Genomic DNA, 20963 nt, shown 5'->3' on the forward strand with positions numbered 1-20963 from the left:
TCCCTCCTGGAATCCCGATCCTCTACGGTTCTGCGGTAGCACAATAAACCAGAGAAAAGGCGATCCATATGGACCGGCCTTTGAAAGTGCTCTTCCTCTCCCCGGAGGTATCCCCCCTTGCCAAAACCGGGGGGCTCGCCGACGTGGCGGGGTCTCTGCCAAAGGCCCTCAAGGCCCTGGGGATCGATATCAGGGTCGCTCTGCCGTACTATCGAACAGTCAAGGAGAGCCCTTCCCAGGCAGAACTCGTCATTGCGGAGATGGAAACACCCGTGGGAAGGGATATGTTGCGGGATCGAGTCTATCTCACCCGTCTTGCGGGCGGTGTGCCCGTATATCTCATAAACAAAGACGAATACTTCGACCGCAGATTCCTCTACGGAACCTCCCGGGGAGACTACTTCGACAATCTCGAGCGCTTCGTCTTCTTCTCAAGAGCGGTCTTCAATCTGTGCGAGAAACTCGATTTCCAGCCGGATGTGATCCACTGCAACGACTGGCAGACCGGCCTCGTCCCGGCATATCTGGAAACCCTCTACAGGACCCATCCCCTCTTCGCCGGGACAGCCTGTCTCTTCACGGTTCACAACATAGCCTATCAGGGGCTCTTCCCAGGAGAGAAATTCCAGGTAACGGGTCTCCCCTCGGAGGTCTTTCACCCCGGGGGAATCGAATTCTGGGGTGGGATTAATCTCCTCAAATCCGGCCTTGTCTTCTCTCAAATCATTACCACCGTGAGCAGAAGGTACAGCCGGGAGATCCAGACCCCGGAGTTCGGCTATGGGCTGGAAGGCGTCGTCAGGAGCAGAAAGGGGGATCTTTTCGGCGTCCTCAACGGCGTCGACTACACGGAATGGAACCCCGAATCGGATCGACTGATTGCGGCCAACTACACGGCTCGAAACCTGAGGGGGAAGATGAGATGCAAGGACGACCTTCTGGGCGAGTTCAATCTCCCGGAAAGGCTCAGATCCCGGCCGATCATCGGGATCATCTCCCGTCTTGTAAAACAGAAGGGTTTCGATCTGGTAGAGCAAATCATCGAGGATTTGATGGAGAAGGACCTCGGCCTGGTCGTTCTCGGCACGGGAGAGTCCGCCTATGAGGAACTCTTCGTGAAGACCGCCCGGAAGTATCCCGGGAAAGCGGCTGCGAGGATCGCCTACGACAACCGCCTGGCACACAAGATCGAGGCCGGCGCCGATATGTTTCTCATGCCCTCTCGATACGAACCCTGTGGCCTCAATCAAATCTTCAGTCTCAAATACGGAACCGTCCCCATAGTGAGAGCTACGGGGGGACTGGACGATACCATCGTGGACTACCGATCCGAGACCGGTAGGGGAACCGGTTTCAAATTCAAGCAATACCGCCCCAGCCGCCTGCTCCAACGTATCGAGGACGCCCTTTCCGTCTTTCAAGAGAGGCAGAAGTGGGAGGGCATCATGCTTCGGGGGATGAAGGCGGATTTTTCCTGGACCCGATCGGCCAGAGTCTATGACAGGCTCTACCGGAAGGCACTGGCGAACGTGAGATTCTCGCACTCTCGACCAGAAGGCTGAGATGCCGCACCAATCTCTTCCGGGCCCGAGAAGGCCCCTACCCGCCACCCTGGACGAAAGAGTCCTCCCTTGTTATTATGAAACCCGGGGAAGAAATCCCCCCGGTTGAGCCTGACCGGGAGGGGGATTTTTCTCTCTCCGGATCCGCAGAGGAGGAACCTGATATGCGTAAGGCCAAGGCATTCGAAGAACTCACCCCAGAAAGACTGAGGTGGCGGTGTGATCCTGAATCCCTCCCCTTTGAGACAACCCATGACATTGCTCCTTGTGAGACGGTCATCGGGCAGGAGAGCGGGGTCAAGGCCTTGCGGTTCGGCCTGGGGATCCCGGGTTTCGGTTACAACGTCTTTATCACCGGAACGAGCGGAACCGGCAGAAGATCCGCCCTCAACCGCTGTCTCGACGAGATCATCAAGGATAGGAAGATTCCGGGGGATATCTGCTATGTGAACAATTTCAAGAACCCTGACAGGCCCAGGGCCCTCACATTCGCTGCCGGACAGGGAAAGGCCTTCAAGAACGAGATGGCCGAGCTCATAACCTCTCTCAGACGAAATATTCCCCAGATCCTTGAAAGCGAGCAGTATCAGAGCCGGATAAAGGAGGTCACGGACAGGTTCAGGGAGATGCAGAAGAAGAAGTTCAAGGATTTTGAAAAGAAGGTCACCGCCGAGGGCTTTACCGTGGTCCAGATCCAGATGGGGCCGTACATCAGGCAGGACATCGTTCCCGTCGTTTCGGGGAATCCGATGAGTCTCGATCAGCTTGCCTCCCTCGTGGAGAAGAAAGAGTTCCCCAGGGAGCAGTTCGAGCAGATCAAGTCGCAGCTTCCCCGGCTCATGGAGGAACTCCAACAGATAATCAAAGAGAGCCGGAGAGCCGAAAAGGAGATCATGGGGAAGCTGAAGGATATCGAGAGAGACACGATCAGGCCCTTTGTCGCAGAGGCGGTCAGCGAGATCCGAGAAAAATTCCAGGGAGAGACGGTCCGCGAGTACCTCGATGAGGTTCAGGAAAACATCCTCAACAACCTCTCCGACTTCCAGGAGAAACCGGAAGGCCAGGCGCTCCATGGAACCGGCCTGCAGAGTCAACCCTTGACCGAATACGAGGTCAACGTGATTGTCGACAACTCCCAAGCCAAGGCGCCCCCCGTGGTGGAAGAGTCCTACCCGACTTACCGGAACCTCTTCGGCAGCGTTGAGCGGATGATGGATAGATCAGGACTGTGGCGAACGGATTTCACCAAGATAAAGGGGGGCTCCCTGTTGAGGGCGAACGGAGGTTACCTGATCATCGACGCCAGGGACGCCCTCATGGAGCCCGGGGTATGGCCTGCCCTCAAGCGAACCCTTAAGTCGAAACGCATGGAGATCCAGGCCTATGATCCCTTTTTCCTTTTCACCACCTCCTCGATCAAACCCGAGCCCATCTCAGTCGATGTGAAGGTGATCATGATGGGGGATGACCTCTCCTATCATCTCCTGTACCGGTACGATGAGGATTTCAAGAAGATATTCAAGGCCAAAGCAGATTTCGATACGGTGACCGATCGAAACGCCGCAAGCATCAACGAATACACGAGTTTCATCAGGAAGATCTGCCAAGAGGAGAACCTGAAACCCTTCGACCGCTCGGCCGCCGCCAGCGTGGTGGAATACGGGGCACGTCTCGCAGGGAAGCAGAAGAAACTCTCAACCCGTTTCCACCAGATCGCCGACTTGGTGAACGAAGCGAGTTACTGGGCCGATGAGCAGGGAAGCCCCCGGGTGACCGCAGAACACGTGGATCTGGCTATTCAAAACCGCATCGAGAGGCTCAACCTGGTGGAGAGAAAAATCCAGGAGATGATCCGGGACGGCGAGATCATGATAGACACCGAGGGTGCAGTGGTGGGGCAGGTGAACGGGCTCTCGGTGGTCGACATGGGAGACTACTCCTTCGGTAAGCCGTCCCGAATTACGGCCAAGACAGCCATGGGTAAGTCCGGAGTCATCGACATCGACCGGGAGGTCGAAATGAGCGGGCCCATCCACAGCAAGGGAGTCTATATCCTCAGCGGGTACCTCCGGGGCCGGTATGCCCAGGACAAGCCCCTCAACGTCTGCGCCAGCCTCTGCTTCGAACAGTCATACAGCGGCGTGGAAGGGGACAGCGCTTCCTCGGCTGAGATCTATTGCCTCCTCTCAAGCCTCTCGGAGATTCCCCTCAGACAGGACATCGCCGTGACAGGCTCGGTCAACCAGAAAGGGGAGATCCAGCCGATCGGGGGGGTCAACCAGAAGATCGAGGGCTTTTTTGCGGTCTGCAAGGCGAGGGGACTGACAGGGACCCAAGGGGTGATCATCCCGCACCAGAATGTGGAAGATCTCATGCTGCGAAAGGAGGTTGTGGAAGCGGTGAAGAGGAAGGAGTTTCATATCTATCCCATCAGGACGATCGATGATGGGATCGAAATCCTGACCGGGGTCAAGGCGGGCGACCTCACAGATGAGGGCACCTATGAAGAGGGCACGGTCAGTGACCTCGTCGACAGGAAGTTGAGAACCCTTGCCGAAGATCTGGAGAGATTCGGCGAGGCCGAGGAAGAGGTGGAATCATAGCCTCTTTGGCAGGCCCTTTCCCTTTACGGAGGGGCCTGGCAAGGAAGATACCGGAAAGGAGGAATCTTCATGAAAACCATGGGCTCGAGATCCATGAGACCGAGAGGATTTGCTGCCCTTGTCGTCCTGGCGGTTCTGCTTGTCTTCACCGTCAGTGGATGGGGCGAACCATTCTGGACGACCCTGGACAGCAGCAAACGGAGCAAGCCGGTCACGATCACCAACGAGACGTTCGCCAGGCTTGCCGAGAAGCTGAAACCGGCGGTCGTCAACATCAGCACCACCATGGTGGTGAAGCAGCATCCTTTCTTCAGCGGCCGTCCGTCGCCTTTCGGGGAGCAGGACCCCTTCCGGCAGTTCTGGGAGAGGTTTTTCGGCGGTCAGATGCCCCAGGAGTTCGAGACCAAGTCCCTCGGCTCAGGTGTCATCATAAACAGCCAGGGCTACATCGTGACGAACAACCATGTGGTCGAGAACGCCAAGGAGATCGTAGTCACCCTCTCCAACGAGAAGGACTACAAGGCCAAGGTCATAGGGAAGGACAAGAAGACCGATCTCGCACTCATCAAGATCGATGCGGAAGGTGACCTGCCCGTGGCCCCTTTGGGTGATTCCGACAAGTTGAAGGTCGGGGAGTGGGTCATCGCCATCGGGAACCCCTTCGGCCTTGCCGAGACGGTGACGGCCGGCATCGTGAGCGCCAAGGGGAGAGTTATCGGTGCAGGCCCGTATGACGACTTCATCCAGACCGATGCCTCGATCAACCCCGGGAACAGCGGCGGGCCCCTCTTCAATTTCTGGGGAGAAGTGGTGGGTATCAATACCGCCATCGTGGCCACAGGCCAGGGGATAGGGTTTGCCATCCCCATCAACATGGCCAAGGCGGTCGTCTCACAACTCAAGGAGAAGGGGCGGGTCGTCAGGGGATGGCTCGGTGTCGGCATACAGAGGGTCACTTCACAACTGGCCAAATCCTTTGGCTTGAAGGAGCCCAAGGGTGCCCTTGTCTCCCAGGTTTTCAAGGATACACCGGCGGATCGTGCCGGGATCAAGCAGGGAGACGTAATTCTCGAATTCGACGGCAAGAAGGTCGAGAACTTCGGGGATCTTCCACGCATCGTGGCGTCGACGCCCCCGGGGAAAAAGGTCTCCATCAAGATCTGGCGCGACGGGAAGGTGCTGACTCTCGAGTTGACCGTGGCCGAGATGAAGGAAAAAGCAGAAGTCGCCGAGGCGCCTGCCGCAAAGCCTCTAGGCATCACAGTCCAGGATATCACCCCTGAGATCGCCCGCGGCCTCGGGCTTGAGGGGGTGAGAGGGGTGGTGGTCACGGATGTGAAACCCCGCAGTCCCGCGGCCGAGGCCGGGATCCGAAGAGGAGACGTCATTCAAGAGGTGAACCGGAAACCGGTAAAAGACACAGCGGCTTTTGCCAGGGCCATCGAAGAGGCGAAAGGCCAGGAGAATATCCTCTTTCTCATCAGAAGAGGCGAAAACAGCCTCTTCGTGACGGTTTCACCTGAGTAGGCAGGGGGGAGGGGTGCATCCCTCCCCCTGGGCCTGCTCGGCCTGCCCTGGATGTCCCTCACCTCCTCGAGGGGGTAGAGGCAGGGGGCCGCACATGGCAGACAGGGACGGGGGCACTGCCGGAATGGAGGTGGCTCTCCAGGCGGTCGTGAACCAGCCCGCGGAGCGTCGCGTGCCCGGCGGATGGTTGCCAGAGGGAAGGATCCTGGAATGGAAAGAGCCCTGCACAGGACAAGGCGATGATGGAACCAAGGGACTCCGGTCACAAGAAGCACGGGCTCCTCGCCAAACCGATCGTAAAAATCCTGCTGGTCGTAATCATCGGTTCGGGTCTGATCCTGAGTGTCTCCGATCTCCGCAAGATCGCAGAGGTTGCTGAGAAGATTCAGCCCTGCCCTCTGCTTCTCGCCTTCATCGCCACCTTCTTCAGCTATCTCTTCATAGGTCTCGCTCTCAAGAAGCTTCTCGACCTTGTAGGCGAGCACATCTCCTTCAAGGACATGCTCGCCATCTCCTGGGTCTCCACCTCCCTCAACTACCTCGTTTCCACAGGCGGCATAGGGGGGCTGACCATGCGGCTATTCCTTCTCAAGAAGAAAAACATCTCCTTTTCCGACACTTTTCTCGTCTGTTTTGTCCACACTTTTCTCATCAACGGCGTGCTCATCGGTTTTGTCATGTTCGGGTTCGGATATCTTCTCACCAGCCGGGGTCTGCGCCTTTACCAGTACGTGGCCTCAGGGGCCGTCCTGGCCGTCGCCTTGACTCTGTCCCTCCTTGCCACGGGGTCCGTGGTGGACAAGACTCTTCGAGAACGTTTTATCAATTTTTTCTCCCGCCTGATCAACCGTATCTCCTTCAAGCTCACAAACAAGGTCCTTTTCGAGAGTGTCGATCTCCAGGAGTTCAAGGAGGACTTCCATCAGGGTATCTCCCTCATGCTGAACCGCAGGCGCGGAATGGTCGTGCCCATAGTTCATGTCTTTCTCGACTGGCTCTGCTGCCTCCTGAGTCTCTATTTTTCCTTCATCACGATCGGTTATCGTGTCTCCCCGGGAATCCTCGTGGTCGGTTTTGCCATCGGCATTTTTGTCTCCCTCGTCGCTTTCATTCCCGGAGCCATCGGCATCATGGAAGGTTCCATGGCCGCGGTCTACTACAGCCTCGGCATTCCACTGGAGATAGCCATCATTGCGATTCTCCTCTACCGGCTCGTCTACTACGTCTTTCCCTTTGTCACGAGCATCTTCATCTACTATCCCCTTTTCAAAGAAGCAAAGGCGATAGACATCAGGCAGATCAGGTCCTGAAGCCCAGGGAGGAGCCCATGGGAACCGTTCAGCGCTGCTCCTAGGCGGACCCAATCCGGGCTCGACTTGATATTGCCTCGCCGCTGTAAGTAAAATAGTTGGACGGTGAGCTTGGGCGCGGGAAGATCTAATAGGCGCCACCCCCCTGTGAGCGAAAGGGACCGGGGGTGGGCGATGACCCTCTAGGGGGAGAGAACTCGAAGGACAAAGGGCCGCTCCCAAGAATTCCGAGGAACCGAGGAGGAGGAGAAGCCATGAACACTCTTCGCACCTGCTTTCTGATGGGGATCCTCACACTGCTTTTTCTCTGGATCGGCGACCTCCTGGGAGGTCGAAACGGAATGATCATCGCCCTGGTTCTCGCCGGCACCATGAACTTCGTCACCTACTGGTTCAGTGATAGAATCGTCCTCAGGATGTACGGGGCAAGAGAGGTCGGGCCTGTTGAGGCCCCTGATCTCCACTCCCTCGTTGGAGAACTGACCCAGAGGGTCCAACTGCCTATGCCGAGGATTTACGTCATCGAGAATGAGAGCCCCAATGCCTTCGCCACTGGCAGGAATCCCGAAAACGCCGCTCTGGCAGTCACGACCGGGCTCTTGAGAATCCTTTCCAGGGAGGAGCTCATGGGGGTGATCGGCCACGAGCTCTCCCACATCCGGCACAGGGATATCCTCATAGGAACGGTGGCGGCCACCATGGCCGGAGCCATAAGTTACCTCAGCGTGATGGCTCGGTGGGGGGCGATGTTCGGGGGGTTCGGCGGTGACGACGAGGACGGCGGTGGAAGCTTTCTGATGATCGTGCTCGTATCAATACTGGCAGGCGTGGCAGCCATGCTCATACAGATGGCCATTTCTCGCTCCAGGGAGTATCTGGCCGACCGCGGCGGGGGCGAACTCACCGGGCACCCGGCATACCTGGCCAGGGCCCTGAAAAAACTCGACTCCTCTACGAAGACGATCCCCATGAAAGCGAATCCCGCAACCGCCCATATGTTTATTGTGAATCCCCTCAAGGCAAAGGGGGTGGCAACACTGTTCAGCACTCATCCCCCAATCGAGGAACGGATCCGCCGCCTGGAAGCCATGGAAAGGGAACGGTTCAGCTAAGAAATGGTTCTGGAGCCGGAAGCGGGTGTGTCCGGCTGGCACGGGGTGCCATGACTCGGGGAATCCAGCGGAACGTCGCGGCTCCTTACTTTCTGGCAACCCCGGGGAGGGAGAATTCCAGGCGGAACGGATTGAAGGAGGTATCATAGTCATAGACATCGACCCTTTCGATCCGCTTCAGAAGGCCGCACAACCGATAAGTCACGGGTGTCATCACGACCTCAACGCCCACCTTGAAAAGGTAATTGGCCACCACGAGACTCGCCATGGCCGAAACCGGGAACACCCCCAGCAGTGTGGCAATACCCACAAACAGAACCGTGTCCACCCCTTCCCCCACGATGGTGCTTCCTATGGTTCTGGCCCAGAGCCACCGGCCTCGGGTGACGATCTTCATCTTGGCCAAGACGTAGCTGTTCGAAAACTCTCCTGCCCAGTAGGCGCAAAGACTCGCCGCAATGATGCCGCCATTGCCGACCGAACCCAGAATCTTGTCATAGGCCGCTTGACCGGCCGCTCTCTCCCATGAGGGTTCACCTGGGAGTCTGCCCAGGACGAAGAAAGTCAGGCTCATCAGGGCCGCACATCCGAAGCCGGTCCATATCACCCTCCGGCTTATCCGGTACCCGTAGACCTCTGTCAGCACATCACCAAAGATGTAGCTCAAGGGAAAGAGGAAGGTCCCTCCGTCAAAGGCCAGGGGGAAGGTTCCGATCGAGACCCTCAGGTCGACAATCTTCGCCGCAGAAGCGATGTTGCTGGTTAGAAGAACCGTCACAAAGAGGGCAGTCACGGTTCCAAGCAGATGGTAATGGTTCCCTCTCTCCCTGTCCATAGGTTCATTGACCCCTCTTTCCCCATGCCGCGACTCGCCCTGAGGGCCGAAGAGACATGCCAAATCCGGGTCATGCCGAAACGGAGTTCGACCCGCCCAAGGGTCGTCACGGGCGACCGATGCAGGACTTCACTGGTGCATCAGCAGCAGGCGTTCCTTCACCCGGTTGAGCTTCTCACTGAGGCTGACCTTATAGATATGCGGATTGGTGAGACGCTTGTATTCAGGCTCGAGCCTCTCCAGATTTCTAAAGGTATTTGCCTGGATTTCTCTCAAGCTCGGCCGTTCATACACCAGTTCACCATTCAGAAAAACCGGGACCAGCAACTCCTGGGGCTCAAAAGGGGGCCTGTAGGTCTTACATATGTGCGGGTACATGGGATGGCACCCTGTAATCGGGTGCGATCCGTCAACGGTCTCATCCTCCCTGAGGAGAATGTCCCCCTGCATCACCATGTTGTGGTTCAGAATCCTGACCACCTTGTTCCGCCCCGGGTTGGTAATCTTTTCCGGGTCTCCAGAAACCTTGATCTTAGGGGTCATCTGGCCGTTTTCCTCGATGGCGGTCAACTTATAAACTCCGCCCAGGGCCGGGTGATCCCAACAGGTGACCAGCCTGGTCCCCACTCCCCAGATATCGATTCTGGCTCCCTGTTTCTTCAGACTCTCGATGATCCACTCGTCCAGTTCACTCGATGCCACGATCTTGGCATGACTCAGTCCAGCCCTGTCAAGCATCTCTCTGGCCTTCTTGCTGAGATACGCCAGATCCCCGCTGTCCAGACGGATGCCGAGGAACCGGTGCCCCCTTCTCTCGAGTTCTCTTGCCGCCTCAATTGCATTAGGGACGCCGCTTTTCAGGGTGTCATAGGTGTCGACCAGGAGGATGCACGAGTCCGGGAAAGTCCTCGCATAGGCCCTGAACGACTCCAATTCGTCGGGAAAACTCTCCACCCAGCTGTGAGCATGGGTCCCCTTTACCGGGATGTCGAACATCAGCCCGGCCTGCACGTTGGACGTGGACTCGCAGCCTCCGATAAAGGCGGCACGAGCGGCACTGATCGCCCCATTGGGTCCCTGGGCCCGTCTCATACCGAATTCGATGACCGGGTCTCCTTCCGCAGCCAGACAAACCCTGGCCGCCTTGGTGGCAATCAAGGTCTGATAGTTCATTATGTTTAGGAGGGTCGTCTCCAGGATCTGCGCTTCGGGAAGGGGAGCGGTCACCCTGATCAGGGTTTCGTGGGGAAAGACGACGGTTCCCTCCGGAATGGCAAGGAGGTCTCCGGTGAACCGAAATCTCTCGAATTTCCGGAGTATCTCCTTGGAGAATATGCCGAGGCTGTCAAGGGCCTCGAGGTGGGAATCTTCAAACCTCAGGTTGAGGATGTAGTCGATCAACTGGTCAAGGCCTGCCACCACGCAAAACCCCCCTCCAAAGGGTAACGTCCTGAAAAACCAATCAAAATTAGCCATCTGCCGCGCCTTGCCCTCCTGAAAATACCCGGCCACCATGGTGAGCTGGTAGAGATCGGTCAGGAGAGTCAGCTCATTCATAGGGTATCTGTCCTCACTTGATTCCATAGGTTCCTCCTTCGTGGAAAAAACCGGAGTCCCCCGTTCTATTCCGAAAAACCATCAATCCTCCGAATCAGGTCACAGAGCCTCCCGACGCAGAGCTCAATCAGTCTTCTCCCTTTTTCCGGGCTGGCCTTGCCGGGATCGCCCCACACACCTCCAGGCCAGTACTTCCTCCTCGACCTCACCACTATCGGCTCAGGGAAAAGGGGGAACTCTGCTTTGGAAGTCCCCTTGACCAGATGAGGCCTCACGGCGAGCATGGCCGATGTCTCCAACTCGCCAGCGTGGAAGTCGTTCTCCGTCTCGATCCATTCGGGTACCCCCCCCTCGGCCACCAGATCGAAAATAGACAAGACGGCCAGAACAAGGCCGTCGATCTCCTCCACAAGGCTCTCGCCTATCTCCCTCAACGCCCCGATATGGATAGTACCCGCATGTCCAGAGACGAGAATGAATCGCCTCAGTCCCTGCCGGTACAGCGAATGGACGATGTCACGGACGACCGCCCTTAATGTTCCCGCGGAGATCCCCACAGAACCCGGATGGTCCCGGGTGCTCCTGAGAACACCGTAAGGCAAAGGTGGAGAGACGAAGACATCCACCACCTCAGCGGCTCTTCTCGCCAGTTCGTAAGCCTCCACCGTGTCGGTGGCAAGGGGGAGATGGCCACCGTGTTCTTCAAGGGAACCAACAGGGATCAGCACCGTCTGGGTCCTTTTGACGGCTCTCTCAAAATCTTCCATGGTCATCTCTTCCATGAGCATACCCGGTCTCCCCTTTCCAAACCCCTCTCGATCCAGACATTATATACACAACCTCTCCTTGTCACAACCGGACCCCCCAGGAGATCCCCGGTTTTGCACAAGCCCCGTGTTTCAGAAGGGCATTCCCAAAGGGATTGATTCGCCCGGAGATCCGTGATATAGACACCTCGTTCACTCCCGTCCGCTCCTATACGCGGGGTGACTCGAGAGATCCAGGAATCCCTTCGGGGGCTGCAAAGGGGAGACAGAAGCCTCCGGTGCCCCGTACGGGGCAAGAGGGTGGTCCGTGGGAGACGGCCGATCCATGGTGAGAGAGACCGAGAAATCGAAGATCCTGATCGTCGATGACGACGAAAATTTCACCACGGTAACCTCCGCCTTTCTGGAAAGCCAAGGGTACACCATCTATACGGCCGTCACAGGCCAGGAAGCGCTCGAGAAGGCCTCTTCGGACAGGCCTGAAATAGTGCTCCTCGACCTCATTCTTCCGGATGCCGAAGGAACCGAAATCCTCAAGAGGCTTCGTCAGATCGACCGGAACCTCGCCGTAATCACAGTCACAGGTTATGGGGATGAACACCGGGCCGTCAATGTGATGAAAGCCGGATCTTGTGATTACCTCACGAAACCTTTCAGGTTCGCCGAGCTGGTACATTCTATTGAGAAGGCCTCGATGTGGCGGGAGGTCCAGATCATCGACGACATGTCAGAGGGATATCTCGCTCTCGACAACGGGAAGATCGCCTTCGCCAATCGCTCCGTCTATGACCTGCTCGGTTATTCAAGAGAAGAAATAACCGGTATGGACCTCTCCCGTCTTTTCCCGAAGGAGGGGGCAGGTACCTTCGAGCGGCAGAAAGACGCATCCCCCGAAGCATGGCGGACCCTGGAGCTGGAAGCCGTGCACCATGACGGAAGCAGACACACTCTCATGGCACGCATAGGCAACGATACATTCCAGGGCAGAAAAATCGTCGCCCTCGTCTTCAAGGATATCACTGCCACAAAGCACCTGGAGGCGGCTCTGGAAGAAACCCAGACACTCTATGAAAACCTGATTTTGAACGCCAACGATGCAATCACCCTGATCGACCCGGAGGGAACCTTCGCCCTGGTCAACCCCAAATTCTGCGAAATCTCCGGTTACTCTGAGGGAGAAACAAAGACCCTCCACTTCTCCAAACTCATCCATCCGGAGGATCTCCCCCTGTTTGCCGACCACCACCGGAGGAGATTGGCGGGAGAGGACGTCCCCAGCAATGATCAGTTCAGGATGATACGAAAGACGGGGGAGGTCATCTTCGTCGACTTCAACGCGAGCGTGGTCAAGAAGGAGGGCAAAATCATCGGAATCCAGGCCATCGCCAGAGACATTACAGAGAGGAAACAGGCCGAAAAGGAGTTGCAGGATAGAATGACCGAGCTCGAAAAATGGCACAAACTGACCATCGACCGCGAGCTGCGAATGATCGAGCTGAAGAAGAAGATCGAAGAGTTGGAAACCCAGCTCGCCCATCTCAAGAAACTCAAAGGGATCGACTAGCCCCGCCCCTCCTTGCGGTGAAACTCGGGGAGCCGCGGCAATCCGTCCTGACATTTCGTCCTTCTGATCTGAAGAAATGTCCGATGCGGGGCGGCACGATTCACCCCTGTGCCGGACCTCTGTGTGAAGCCGCCGACCCGGCGAACGATCCGTGTTCTTGCCGAGAAATCCCCTGGGCGTGGAGCAGACAAAACCACCGACAGCTCGGTTCGTCCCCTGATCCTCGCCCCCCCAAGCCCTTGAATCCCCACTCCCGGCAGCCGCCGCCGCAGTGGACCACAGGTGCACCTGAAACCGTAGAATGCCTGCAAGAGACCCCCCGGGGGAGCACCGGGAAGAGAATCGTACAGATGGCATCAAAATTGCTGATCTCCTCTGAGGAAGTACCCAATCAATCCCTTCAATTCCGGGTCCTGGAGTGGACCAAACCCTGATGCAGTCCTGCAAGGCACCGGGAAGAAAGAGTCAAACCCTCCATCGGGTTCACCCGGGCCAACAGGGTCACGGCAGGGGAGAGGCGAAACGTGTCGAGAGTTCTGCTGATCGAGGAAGACAGCACCGAGTACAACCGCATGATGGAAGCCCTTGCCAGCACGGGCCACGAAGTCAGCGGAGCCAGGACAGGTCAGGCGGCTCTCGATTCCATCCACAGGTCCATATTCGACGTTGTCGTGGAAAAGGTTGGGATGAGAGAACCCGAGAGTCGCGAGATCTTTCATGCCATCAAGGAGAAGAATCCCCCCACACGGGTCATCCTGGTCTCTGACGTGGCTTGCGTCTCTGAAGCCGTTGAACTCATGAAGATCGGGGCTGATGATTTCCTTCAGAAACCACTCAGCATGGATATGTTGGAGATCAAGGTCCGACAGGCCCTGAACAACCGAAGCCTGTCCAATGAGGTGGATTTTCTCCGCCACGGATCCGGCCTGATCTACCAGTTCAACGATATCACCGGCAAGTGCCCGCAGATGCAAAAAATCTTCAGTGTGCTCAAGAAGATCACAAGGAGCAATGCCACGGTCCTGATCACCGGTGAAACAGGGACGGGGAAGGAACTGATCGCAGGTGCCATTCATTACAACAGCGAAAGGAGAAACAGGCCCTTTGTGAGCGTCAACTGTGCGGCCCTCCAGGAGACCCTCCTTGAGAGTGAACTCTTCGGTCATGAGAGGGGCGCCTTTACCGGTGCGGTCAAGCAAAGGAGTGGAAGACTCGAACAGGCCAACACGGGAACCATCTTCCTCGACGAGATTGGAGACATGAGCCTCAGGATCCAGGCAAAGGTGCTCCGTGTTCTGCAGGAGCGGCGGTTCGAGAGGCTCGGGGGCAACAAGACAATCCAGGTGGATCTGCGGATTCTGGCAGCCACCAACAAGAACCTCATCGAAGAGATCGAAAACGGCCGGTTCAGGGAAGAGCTCTACTTCCGGATCAATGTTATCCACATCGAGCTGCCCCCCCTGCGGGAAAGGGGAGGCGACATAGAGCTGCTCGCCACCTATTTTCTCGACAAGTTCCGAAGATCCCTCAACCGGAACATCAGAGGTTTCAGCCCCAGAGCCCTTGCGGCAATACACGAGTACCCATGGCCCGGAAACGTTCGGGAACTGAGAAACGTGATCGAAAGGGCGGTTCTCATGGCTCAGGGGGATGTTCTGGAGGAAGAGGATCTCCTGCTCGAGGGCGGACTCGCTCAGATTGCCTCCCACACCAAAAAGCCTCTCCAAAACGACGAGGTACCCAAACTCAAGGAGCTTGAAAAGAGCACCATTCTCGACGCCTTGGAAAAGACCCACTGGATTCAGCAGGATGCCGCTAAACTGCTCGGGGTCAGCAAAAGGGTCATCCACTATAAGATCAAGAAATACGGCATCAAGCATCCGAGATGGATAAAGAACCGCTAGGTCCTTCGGACCGGAGGGGGAAAGAAGAACGGGGCGCCGAGCTCTTTCGGCCGGACTTCCCTTACTCTTCGATCAAGAATTCTTCCAACCCCGCGGCTTCCATGGCATCGCTCGGGGAAAAGGTGCTGTCCGAAAGTCGGAAAACACCAGTTGTTTGGAGGTTGACAAGAAACCATCGATATGGGATAGCTCTTACGAGCGCTTCCCCATCCGGGCCTAAAGGAGGTGTCCCTTGCGCGAAGAAGGGGATCTGAGTGTCCTGATATTCTCAAACGAATCCTCAAAGGTGAGACGACTCAGGATGTCGGGGGGTTGGTTCGGCTTTCTGGCTTTTGTCCTCTGTGCCTTTCTCTTCGCTTCCGGCTTTCTCGCCTGGCACTATTTCCGGGCTAGAGAAGCCCGCCTTTATCTCGCCTCGTTGCGGGAAGAGAGTGAAATCCAAAAATCCAAGCTACGCCTCGTTGCGGACAGAATCTCGCACCTGGAGACCCAGATATCGAAGATCCGCGAGTTCGATTCAAAGCTCCGGGTTGTTGCCAATCTCGAGCCCCCGCCTTCCACCACCTCCGGCATAGGTGGTCCCACGCCCAAGGATGTCCGGGAAGAGATGATTCTCCAGGAAAACCAGGCCGGCCTCGTCCGCCAGATGAAGGCGGATCTGGAGAGGTTGGCCATGGAGGCTCAGGTCGAACAGGCGAGCCTCCAGCGACTCGAGACCCTGCTCCAGGGCAAGCGGGAACAGCTTGCCTGCACGCCGTCCATTCTTCCCGCCCGGGGGTGGATCTCTTCAGGCTTCGGATACCGCATCTCTCCCTTTACTGGGACGATCCAGATGCATGAGGGGATCGATATTTCCAACGCCGTGGGAACACCCATTGTTGCTCCGGCCGACGGCCTGGTGGTCAAGGTGGGGCGTGAATATGGATACGGCAAGGTCATCGTCATCAACCATGGTTACGGCATTATCACGCTTTACGGCCACCTTCACAAAACCCATGTCAAGATCGGCCAGAAAGTGAAACGAGGGGATCTTATCGGAGAGGTTGGAAACACGGGCCGATCCACCGGCCCCCATCTCCACTACGAGGTGAGGGTGCGAAACGTACCCGTTGACCCGAGAAAGTACATTCTCTTCGGATACCCAGAGTCACGGCAACTGGGCCGCATGGCCTCTTTTTCGAAGTGACCTTCCCCCCACCCAAGCATCTCGATTCTCTTTGCTGGCTGGTGGGATTCCCCCAACTACTGCCTCCCCTTGACGAGCTCCTCGACGACCGTGGGATCGGCCAGCGTGGAGGTGTCTCCCAGATCGTGAATATCCCCTGATGCGATTTTCTTGAGAATCCGTCGCATGATCTTTCCGCTCCTCGTCTTGGGAAGAGCGTCTGCAAAGTGGATCTTGTCCGGCTTGGCAATGGGGCCGATCTCTTTTCGCACATGGGCGGCGAGTTGCTCTTTGAGTTCCTCACTGGGTTGGACCCCGGCCTTGACCGTCACAAAGGCGTAGATTCCCTGTCCCTTCACCTCATGTGGATATCCCACCACCGCTGCCTCGGCCACGGCCTCATGGGCGACCAGGGCGCTCTCGATCTCTGCGGTACCCATTCTATGGCCAGACACGTTGATCACGTCGTCCACGCGGCCCATGAGCCAGTAATAGCCATCCTCGTCCTTCCGCGCCCCGTCTCCGGTAAAATAGAAGCCCGGATACTGGGCAAAATACGTCTCCCTGAATCGTTCCGGGTCTCCAAAGACCGTACGCATCATGCCGGGCCAGGGTTTCTTGATGACAAGGTACCCGCCCTCGTTGGCCCTGCATTCCCTGCCGTCCTCCTTGAGCACCGCAGGCTCAACACCGAAGAACGGAACCGTTGCAGAGCCCGGTTTGAGAGCAATGGCACCCGGAAGGGGGGAGATAAGAACCCCGCCGGTCTCTGTCTGCCACCACGTGTCAACAATCGGGCATTTACCCCTACCCACCACCTCGTGATACCACATCCAAGCCTCAGGATTGATCGGTTCCCCCACCGATCCCAGGAGTCGGATGCTGGTCAGATCGTGTTTCCTCACCCATTCGTCCCCCTGCCTCATGATGGCTCGGATCGCCGTAGGAGCCGTGTAGAAAATGCTCACCCTGTGTTTCTCCGCCACTTCCCAGAAACGGTCGGGCTTCGGGTAGTTGGGGACCCCCTCAAACATGAGACTCGTAGCACCGGCTGCCAGAGGCCCGTAGACTATATAGCTGTGCCCGGTCACCCATCCGATGTCCGCGGTACACCAGAACGTATCCTCATCCCTGTAATCGAAAATCCATTCGAAGGTCTTCTTGACATAGAGCAGATATCCCGCCGTGGTATGCAACACCCCCTTCGGCTTTCCGGTGCTCCCGCTGGTGTAGAGAATAAAGAGCGGATCTTCGGCATCCATCACCTCAGGCTCGCACTCCCCTTTGATGTCATCCGCCCCCATTTCCTCGTCCCACCATGTGTCCCGTCCCGCTTCCATCGCCGGGGCCGTATCGGCCCGGTTGACGACTATGACGGATTTCACGCCGGGGCACGCGGCAACTGCCAAATCGGCGTTCTTCTTCAAAGCAACGACCCTTCCAGCCCGCATGCCGGCATCCGAGGTGACGAGCAGCTTGGCGTCGCAGTCCCTGATTCTATCCCTCAGAGCCTCGGCACTGAACCCGCCGAAGACAACGCTGTGGACCGCCCCGATACGGGCGCACGCAAGCATGGCGATCGCCAGTTCCGGAATCATCGGCAGGTAGATGGCAACGCGGTCCCCCTTGCGGATCCCCTTTTTCTTCAGGACATTGGCAAACCGGGAGACCTCCCTGTGGAGCTGCTGGTATGTATAGGTCCTTGTCTCGCCTTCCGGTTCGCCCTCCCAGATGAGAGCGGCCTTGTTCTTTCTCCACGTAAGCAGATGGCGGTCCAGGCAGTTATAGGAAACATTGAGTTTCCCACCGATGAACCATTGAATCCTTGCCTCGGAGAAGTCGCTGTCCGTAACCCTTTCCCATTTCTTGACCCAGTGGAGTTCATCGGCGTACTCGGCCCAGAACTCCTCCGGACTCCTTATGGACTTTTCATACATGGTCTGGTACTGTTCGCGGCTCTTGATGTGGGCCTTCTCGCTGAAAGCCGGTGAGGGTTCAAACCTGCGGCTCTCATCCATCATCGAAGCGATGGTCTTCTCTTCCGATTCCATTTCAATCTCCCTCTCCTCTTTAGATCCCCATCATTCATGCCCTGGGCCGTGAGTCCATGGGCCCGATGGGAAAAACGACCCTTCCATAGACGTCCTTCAGAACCTCAGCGACTCCAACGTAGACAGCAGTAAGGCCGCAGATGATCCCGTCGACGCCGGCGATTCTCGTGATCGCCGAGCTCCCGGTAAGATTTGCAACAGCCAGCAACCAAAACAGGACCACGAGAGTCAGAAAGACCACCTGGAGCCCCCGGTTGAGTCTGAGAGTCGCCACAAACATTATGGCCGTAAAAAGCCCCCACATGAAAAGGTAAGCCGCCATGGAACCACCCGACGGTCCAAGTCGCCACCACTTCATCTCAGGAAAGACCAATAGAAACACAAAGGTCAGCCAGAAAAGCCCAAAGGAACAAAACGCCGTGGTCCCAAACGTATTGCCCCTCCGAAACTCCAGGATCCCCGCGATCACCTGGGCAATCCCCCCATAGAAAAGACCCATCGCCAGGATCACACTGTCGAGGCCGTAGAGGCCGACATTGTGCAGATTGAGCAGAACCGTCGTCATTCCGAAGGCAGTGAGCCCCAGCGGCGCGGGGTTGGAGAGATTATCTTGCATACCAGAAGACCTCCTCGGGGACAAGTGAAAGAATGCACAAATCAAAAATACTTTATTGCGGCCCCGATTGTCAACACACGTGCCCTCTGAAGTTTGTCGACTCTTGAAAAAAACCCTCTACCCGGGCGACACTCCGGAAGCGGTGGGGCGCCTATTGCGAGTAAGTGGGCGCTGTCTTGAGGGCAGCCGAAGGGAATGGGGAAACCGCCCTTTCCCCTCTCTCGCTGGATCCGGCCCTCGATTCCTCCGCAGTTTTAGGATATGATGAGAGTAGCCGTTTGCAAGGTACCGGCATCTGCCGGGAACGCCGGGAGGGGTCCATGATCCTAGAAACCGCTTGCTCCAAGAGGGACGCTCTCCCACCAGGCGCCTACCGATAGATGCTCTAACCCTCCAGGGCGGGAATCCCGGCAGGGTCGGTCTTTTCCCGAGAGGTTCATCGAGAGATGCCCGTCATAGATTTCCACGTCCATGTCACCCAGATCGAAGAGTATAAGGATTGGTTTCTCGATTGGGCCAGATCGCTCCACGGCATGGATATCGTCTCCCAAATCCGGGAAACCACGGCTTCACCAGAGGCTCTTCTCAGATTCCTGGATTCAGAGGGAGTCGACTACGCCGTCGTACTCGCCGAAAACAACCCCATGGTCACCGGGGTCTGTCCGAACGAAAGGGTCGCCACCTTTTGCAAAGCCAGTGACCGCCTCATCCCTTTTGCCAGCATAAATCCTTACATCACCTTCGACGCCCCGACCGAGCTCGAAAGGTGTGTCACCGAGCTCGGGTTCCGGGGACTCAAGCTCTATCCCACGTACCAGCATTTCTTCCCAAACGACAGCAGGCTCTTTCCTCTCTATGAACGAGCCCAGGGGCTCGGCATTCCGGTCATCTTCCACACCGGCTCTTCGGTATTTCCGAATTCCCTGCTGAAGTACGGGGATCCCTTGACCCTGGACGAGGTGGCCGTCTTCTTCCCCCGTCTCACGATCATTCAGGCTCACAGTGGAAGAGGCTTCTGGTATGACAGGGCCTTCTTCCTCAGTATCCTCCACCAGAACGTGTACATGGATATCACCGGCCTTCCGCCCAAGAACCTCCTCAGGTATTTCCCAGACCTCGAAAAGAACCGGGACAGGATTCTTTTCGGGTCAGACTGGCCGAGCATCAAAAGCATAAAGGACAACATCGAAGCCGTCCGGGCGCTGCCCCTCGCCGAAGAGACCAAGGCCAGGATTCTCGGACTCAATGCCGCAAGGATCCTGGGAATAGAGACCTAGCCGGGAACCTATCGCCCGGGCCCTGACAGAATCACCTCTCGATACCGACAGATTCCTCAGGACCGGCTTTCCATCCGCATATAGGCGAGGAAGGCTTCGCAGAGGGGCGACAGTTGCCGGCCCACTCGTTGAATCAGATAGAAAGGACGAGAGAAGCGAATCCCCCTCAAGGTCACGGCCGCCAGAGAGCCCCGTTCAAGATCCTCCTCCACGGCTTGGCGGGAGACGATCGATATACCGATCCGCGCCTTGATGCTCTGGCAGACGGCCTGAGTGGTTGCCATCTCAGCCACGACAGAGAGTTTCGACATGTCGAACCCGTGGGCCTCCAGAATCTCGCTCATCACCTTGCGCGTACCCGAATCCTGCTCTCTCAGGATAAAGGGCTCGCCGTATATCTCCTCCATCCCCACCTCCTCCCGGTCTGTCCAGGGGTGTTCCGGGTAGACCGTGAGGACGAGCTCTTCCGAGAAGATCTCTTCGGCCTTCAGACGCCGATCTTTCCACTTCGCCCCCACCAGTCCGATCTCAAGATCTCCTCTCAGAACCGCCTCGACTATCTGCCCGCTCCCCAGGATCTTCAGAGCCAGCTGGATGGAGGGGTGCCGAGTCTTGAAGCCCCCGATAATCTTGGGGAGCATGTAGGTGCCGGGGATGGTACTTGCGCCGAGGACCAGCCGGCCTGTCAGTTCTCCCCTGTAGCGGGCCATTGCCTGAATTGCCTCCTCGCGGGTCTGGAGGATCCTGTGGGCGTACCGGTAGAGGATCCGGCCCGCTGGCGTCGGGAGGACCTCTCTCCCCAATCGGTCGAGGAGTTTCTCACCCAGGGTCTCTTCCAGTGTCCGGATGTGTTCGCTCACCGTGGGCTGGGAGAGAAAGACCGCCTCTGCGGCTCTGGTAAAACTATGAAGTTCGACGACCCTGCAGAATACCTCCAACTGCCGCATGTCCATAGCGACCGACCCTATCGTCCTCCCACGCCGTCCTTCTCCCTGCCCCGTCCAGCCATCCCCCTCATCCAGTATACCACAGCACGGGCTGCCGGTCCCTCCAATCCTCAGAGGCCGGAATGGGCAGGGGCCGCACGTACGCGAACCCGGGAAGAGTCACTCC

15 protein-coding genes are annotated in these 20963 nt (G+C 57.2%); 9 read left to right on the plus strand and 6 right to left on the minus strand.

Translation table 11 applies throughout. The annotated features are described in order from the left end of the window. Positions 1-68 precede the first annotated feature (68 nt). From glgA to htpX, 5 genes are all read left to right on the plus strand, one after another. Entirely contained in the window at positions 69-1562 is a 1494-nt protein-coding gene (gene glgA, locus JRJ26_07555; GenBank protein ID MBW2057338.1) for a glycogen synthase GlgA, read from the plus strand. Positions 1563-1726: 164 nt separating this feature from the next. After that, positions 1727-4165 carry an AAA family ATPase gene (locus tag JRJ26_07560; protein MBW2057339.1) on the plus strand — a complete coding sequence of 813 codons (2439 nt, stop codon included), beginning with the start codon at positions 1727-1729 and terminating at the stop codon, positions 4163-4165. Between the two features lie 69 nt (positions 4166-4234). Further along, positions 4235-5692 (plus strand): DegQ family serine endoprotease, encoded by a 1458-nt coding sequence (locus tag JRJ26_07565; GenBank protein ID MBW2057340.1) that lies wholly within the window; start codon positions 4235-4237, stop codon positions 5690-5692. Positions 5693-5931: 239 nt separating this feature from the next. Then, complete coding sequence (locus JRJ26_07570; GenBank protein ID MBW2057341.1) at positions 5932-7002, plus strand: flippase-like domain-containing protein; 1071 nt, start codon at positions 5932-5934, stop codon at positions 7000-7002. 254 nt (positions 7003-7256) lie between these two features. Beyond that, positions 7257-8114 (plus strand): zinc metalloprotease HtpX, encoded by an 858-nt coding sequence (htpX, locus tag JRJ26_07575; protein MBW2057342.1) that lies wholly within the window; start codon positions 7257-7259, stop codon positions 8112-8114. Positions 8115-8199: 85 nt separating this feature from the next. On the opposite strand, the gene JRJ26_07580 is transcribed toward htpX, so the two are convergent. The 3 genes from JRJ26_07580 to JRJ26_07590 all read right to left on the minus strand — a co-directional run bounded on the left by JRJ26_07580 (position 8200) and on the right by JRJ26_07590 (position 11294). Continuing rightward, positions 8200-8949, minus strand: coding sequence for a queuosine precursor transporter (locus JRJ26_07580; GenBank protein ID MBW2057343.1), 750 nt, complete (start codon positions 8947-8949; stop codon positions 8200-8202). A 129-nt stretch (positions 8950-9078) separates the two neighbouring features. Continuing rightward, entirely contained in the window at positions 9079-10506 is a 1428-nt protein-coding gene (locus JRJ26_07585; GenBank protein ID MBW2057344.1) for a nicotinate phosphoribosyltransferase, read from the minus strand. Between the two features lie 65 nt (positions 10507-10571). Further along, positions 10572-11294: a creatininase family protein gene (locus JRJ26_07590; protein MBW2057345.1), complete on the minus strand. Its 723-nt coding sequence runs from the start codon at positions 11292-11294 to the stop codon at positions 10572-10574. A gap of 304 nt (positions 11295-11598) precedes the next feature. Between JRJ26_07590 and JRJ26_07595 the strand changes: the two genes are divergently transcribed. The 3 genes from JRJ26_07595 (at position 11599) to JRJ26_07605 (ending at position 15927) form a co-directional block, all read left to right on the plus strand. Then, a complete protein-coding gene (locus JRJ26_07595) occupies positions 11599-12837 on the plus strand; it encodes a PAS domain S-box protein (protein ID MBW2057346.1) in 1239 nt (412 codons plus the stop codon). A gap of 524 nt (positions 12838-13361) precedes the next feature. Then, on the plus strand, positions 13362-14741 hold the full coding sequence (locus JRJ26_07600) for a sigma-54-dependent Fis family transcriptional regulator (GenBank protein ID MBW2057347.1): 1380 nt from the start codon (positions 13362-13364) through the stop codon (positions 14739-14741). Between the two features lie 301 nt (positions 14742-15042). Next, entirely contained in the window at positions 15043-15927 is an 885-nt protein-coding gene (locus JRJ26_07605) for a peptidoglycan DD-metalloendopeptidase family protein (protein ID MBW2057348.1), read from the plus strand. Positions 15928-15983: 56 nt separating this feature from the next. Here JRJ26_07605 and acs read toward each other — a convergent pair whose 3' ends face one another. Next, the gene (gene acs / locus JRJ26_07610; protein ID MBW2057349.1) at positions 15984-17957 is read right to left on the minus strand and encodes an acetate--CoA ligase; all 1974 of its coding nucleotides are present in this window, start codon (positions 17955-17957) and stop codon (positions 15984-15986) included. Between the two features lie 34 nt (positions 17958-17991). Next, complete coding sequence (locus tag JRJ26_07615) at positions 17992-18573, minus strand: acetate uptake transporter (GenBank protein MBW2057350.1); 582 nt, start codon at positions 18571-18573, stop codon at positions 17992-17994. Between the two features lie 446 nt (positions 18574-19019). On the opposite strand from JRJ26_07615, the gene JRJ26_07620 reads away from it, so the two are divergent. After that, positions 19020-19850, plus strand: coding sequence for an amidohydrolase (locus JRJ26_07620; GenBank protein ID MBW2057351.1), 831 nt, complete (start codon positions 19020-19022; stop codon positions 19848-19850). Positions 19851-19906: 56 nt separating this feature from the next. On the opposite strand, the gene JRJ26_07625 is transcribed toward JRJ26_07620, so the two are convergent. Continuing rightward, positions 19907-20803, minus strand: coding sequence for a LysR family transcriptional regulator (locus JRJ26_07625; protein ID MBW2057352.1), 897 nt, complete (start codon positions 20801-20803; stop codon positions 19907-19909). Between the last annotated feature and the right edge of the window lie 160 nt (positions 20804-20963).

It is taken from the genome of Deltaproteobacteria bacterium (assembly GCA_019308905.1).
Classification (GTDB): domain Bacteria; phylum Desulfobacterota; class BSN033; order WVXP01; family WVXP01; genus JAFDHF01.

What these genes read in the sequence shown, in the direction of transcription:
- glgA (MBW2057338.1), top strand. Translation starts at nt 69, where the DNA reads ATGGACCGGCCTTTGAAAGTGCTCTTCCTCTCCCCGGAGGTATCCCCC.
- JRJ26_07560 (MBW2057339.1), top strand. Translation starts at nt 1,727, where the DNA reads ATGCGTAAGGCCAAGGCATTCGAAGAACTCACCCCAGAAAGACTGAGG.
- JRJ26_07565 (MBW2057340.1), top strand. Translation starts at nt 4,235, where the DNA reads ATGAAAACCATGGGCTCGAGATCCATGAGACCGAGAGGATTTGCTGCC.
- JRJ26_07570 (MBW2057341.1), top strand. Translation starts at nt 5,932, where the DNA reads ATGATGGAACCAAGGGACTCCGGTCACAAGAAGCACGGGCTCCTCGCC.
- htpX (MBW2057342.1), top strand. Translation starts at nt 7,257, where the DNA reads ATGAACACTCTTCGCACCTGCTTTCTGATGGGGATCCTCACACTGCTT.
- JRJ26_07580 (MBW2057343.1), bottom strand. Translation starts at nt 8,949, where the DNA reads ATGGACAGGGAGAGAGGGAACCATTACCATCTGCTTGGAACCGTGACT.
- JRJ26_07585 (MBW2057344.1), bottom strand. Translation starts at nt 10,506, where the DNA reads ATGAATGAGCTGACTCTCCTGACCGATCTCTACCAGCTCACCATGGTG.
- JRJ26_07590 (MBW2057345.1), bottom strand. Translation starts at nt 11,294, where the DNA reads ATGCTCATGGAAGAGATGACCATGGAAGATTTTGAGAGAGCCGTCAAA.
- JRJ26_07595 (MBW2057346.1), top strand. Translation starts at nt 11,599, where the DNA reads ATGGTGAGAGAGACCGAGAAATCGAAGATCCTGATCGTCGATGACGAC.
- JRJ26_07605 (MBW2057348.1), top strand. Translation starts at nt 15,043, where the DNA reads ATGTCGGGGGGTTGGTTCGGCTTTCTGGCTTTTGTCCTCTGTGCCTTT.
- acs (MBW2057349.1), bottom strand. Translation starts at nt 17,957, where the DNA reads ATGGAATCGGAAGAGAAGACCATCGCTTCGATGATGGATGAGAGCCGC.
- JRJ26_07615 (MBW2057350.1), bottom strand. Translation starts at nt 18,573, where the DNA reads ATGCAAGATAATCTCTCCAACCCCGCGCCGCTGGGGCTCACTGCCTTC.
- JRJ26_07620 (MBW2057351.1), top strand. Translation starts at nt 19,020, where the DNA reads ATGCCCGTCATAGATTTCCACGTCCATGTCACCCAGATCGAAGAGTAT.
- JRJ26_07625 (MBW2057352.1), bottom strand. Translation starts at nt 20,803, where the DNA reads ATGGACATGCGGCAGTTGGAGGTATTCTGCAGGGTCGTCGAACTTCAT.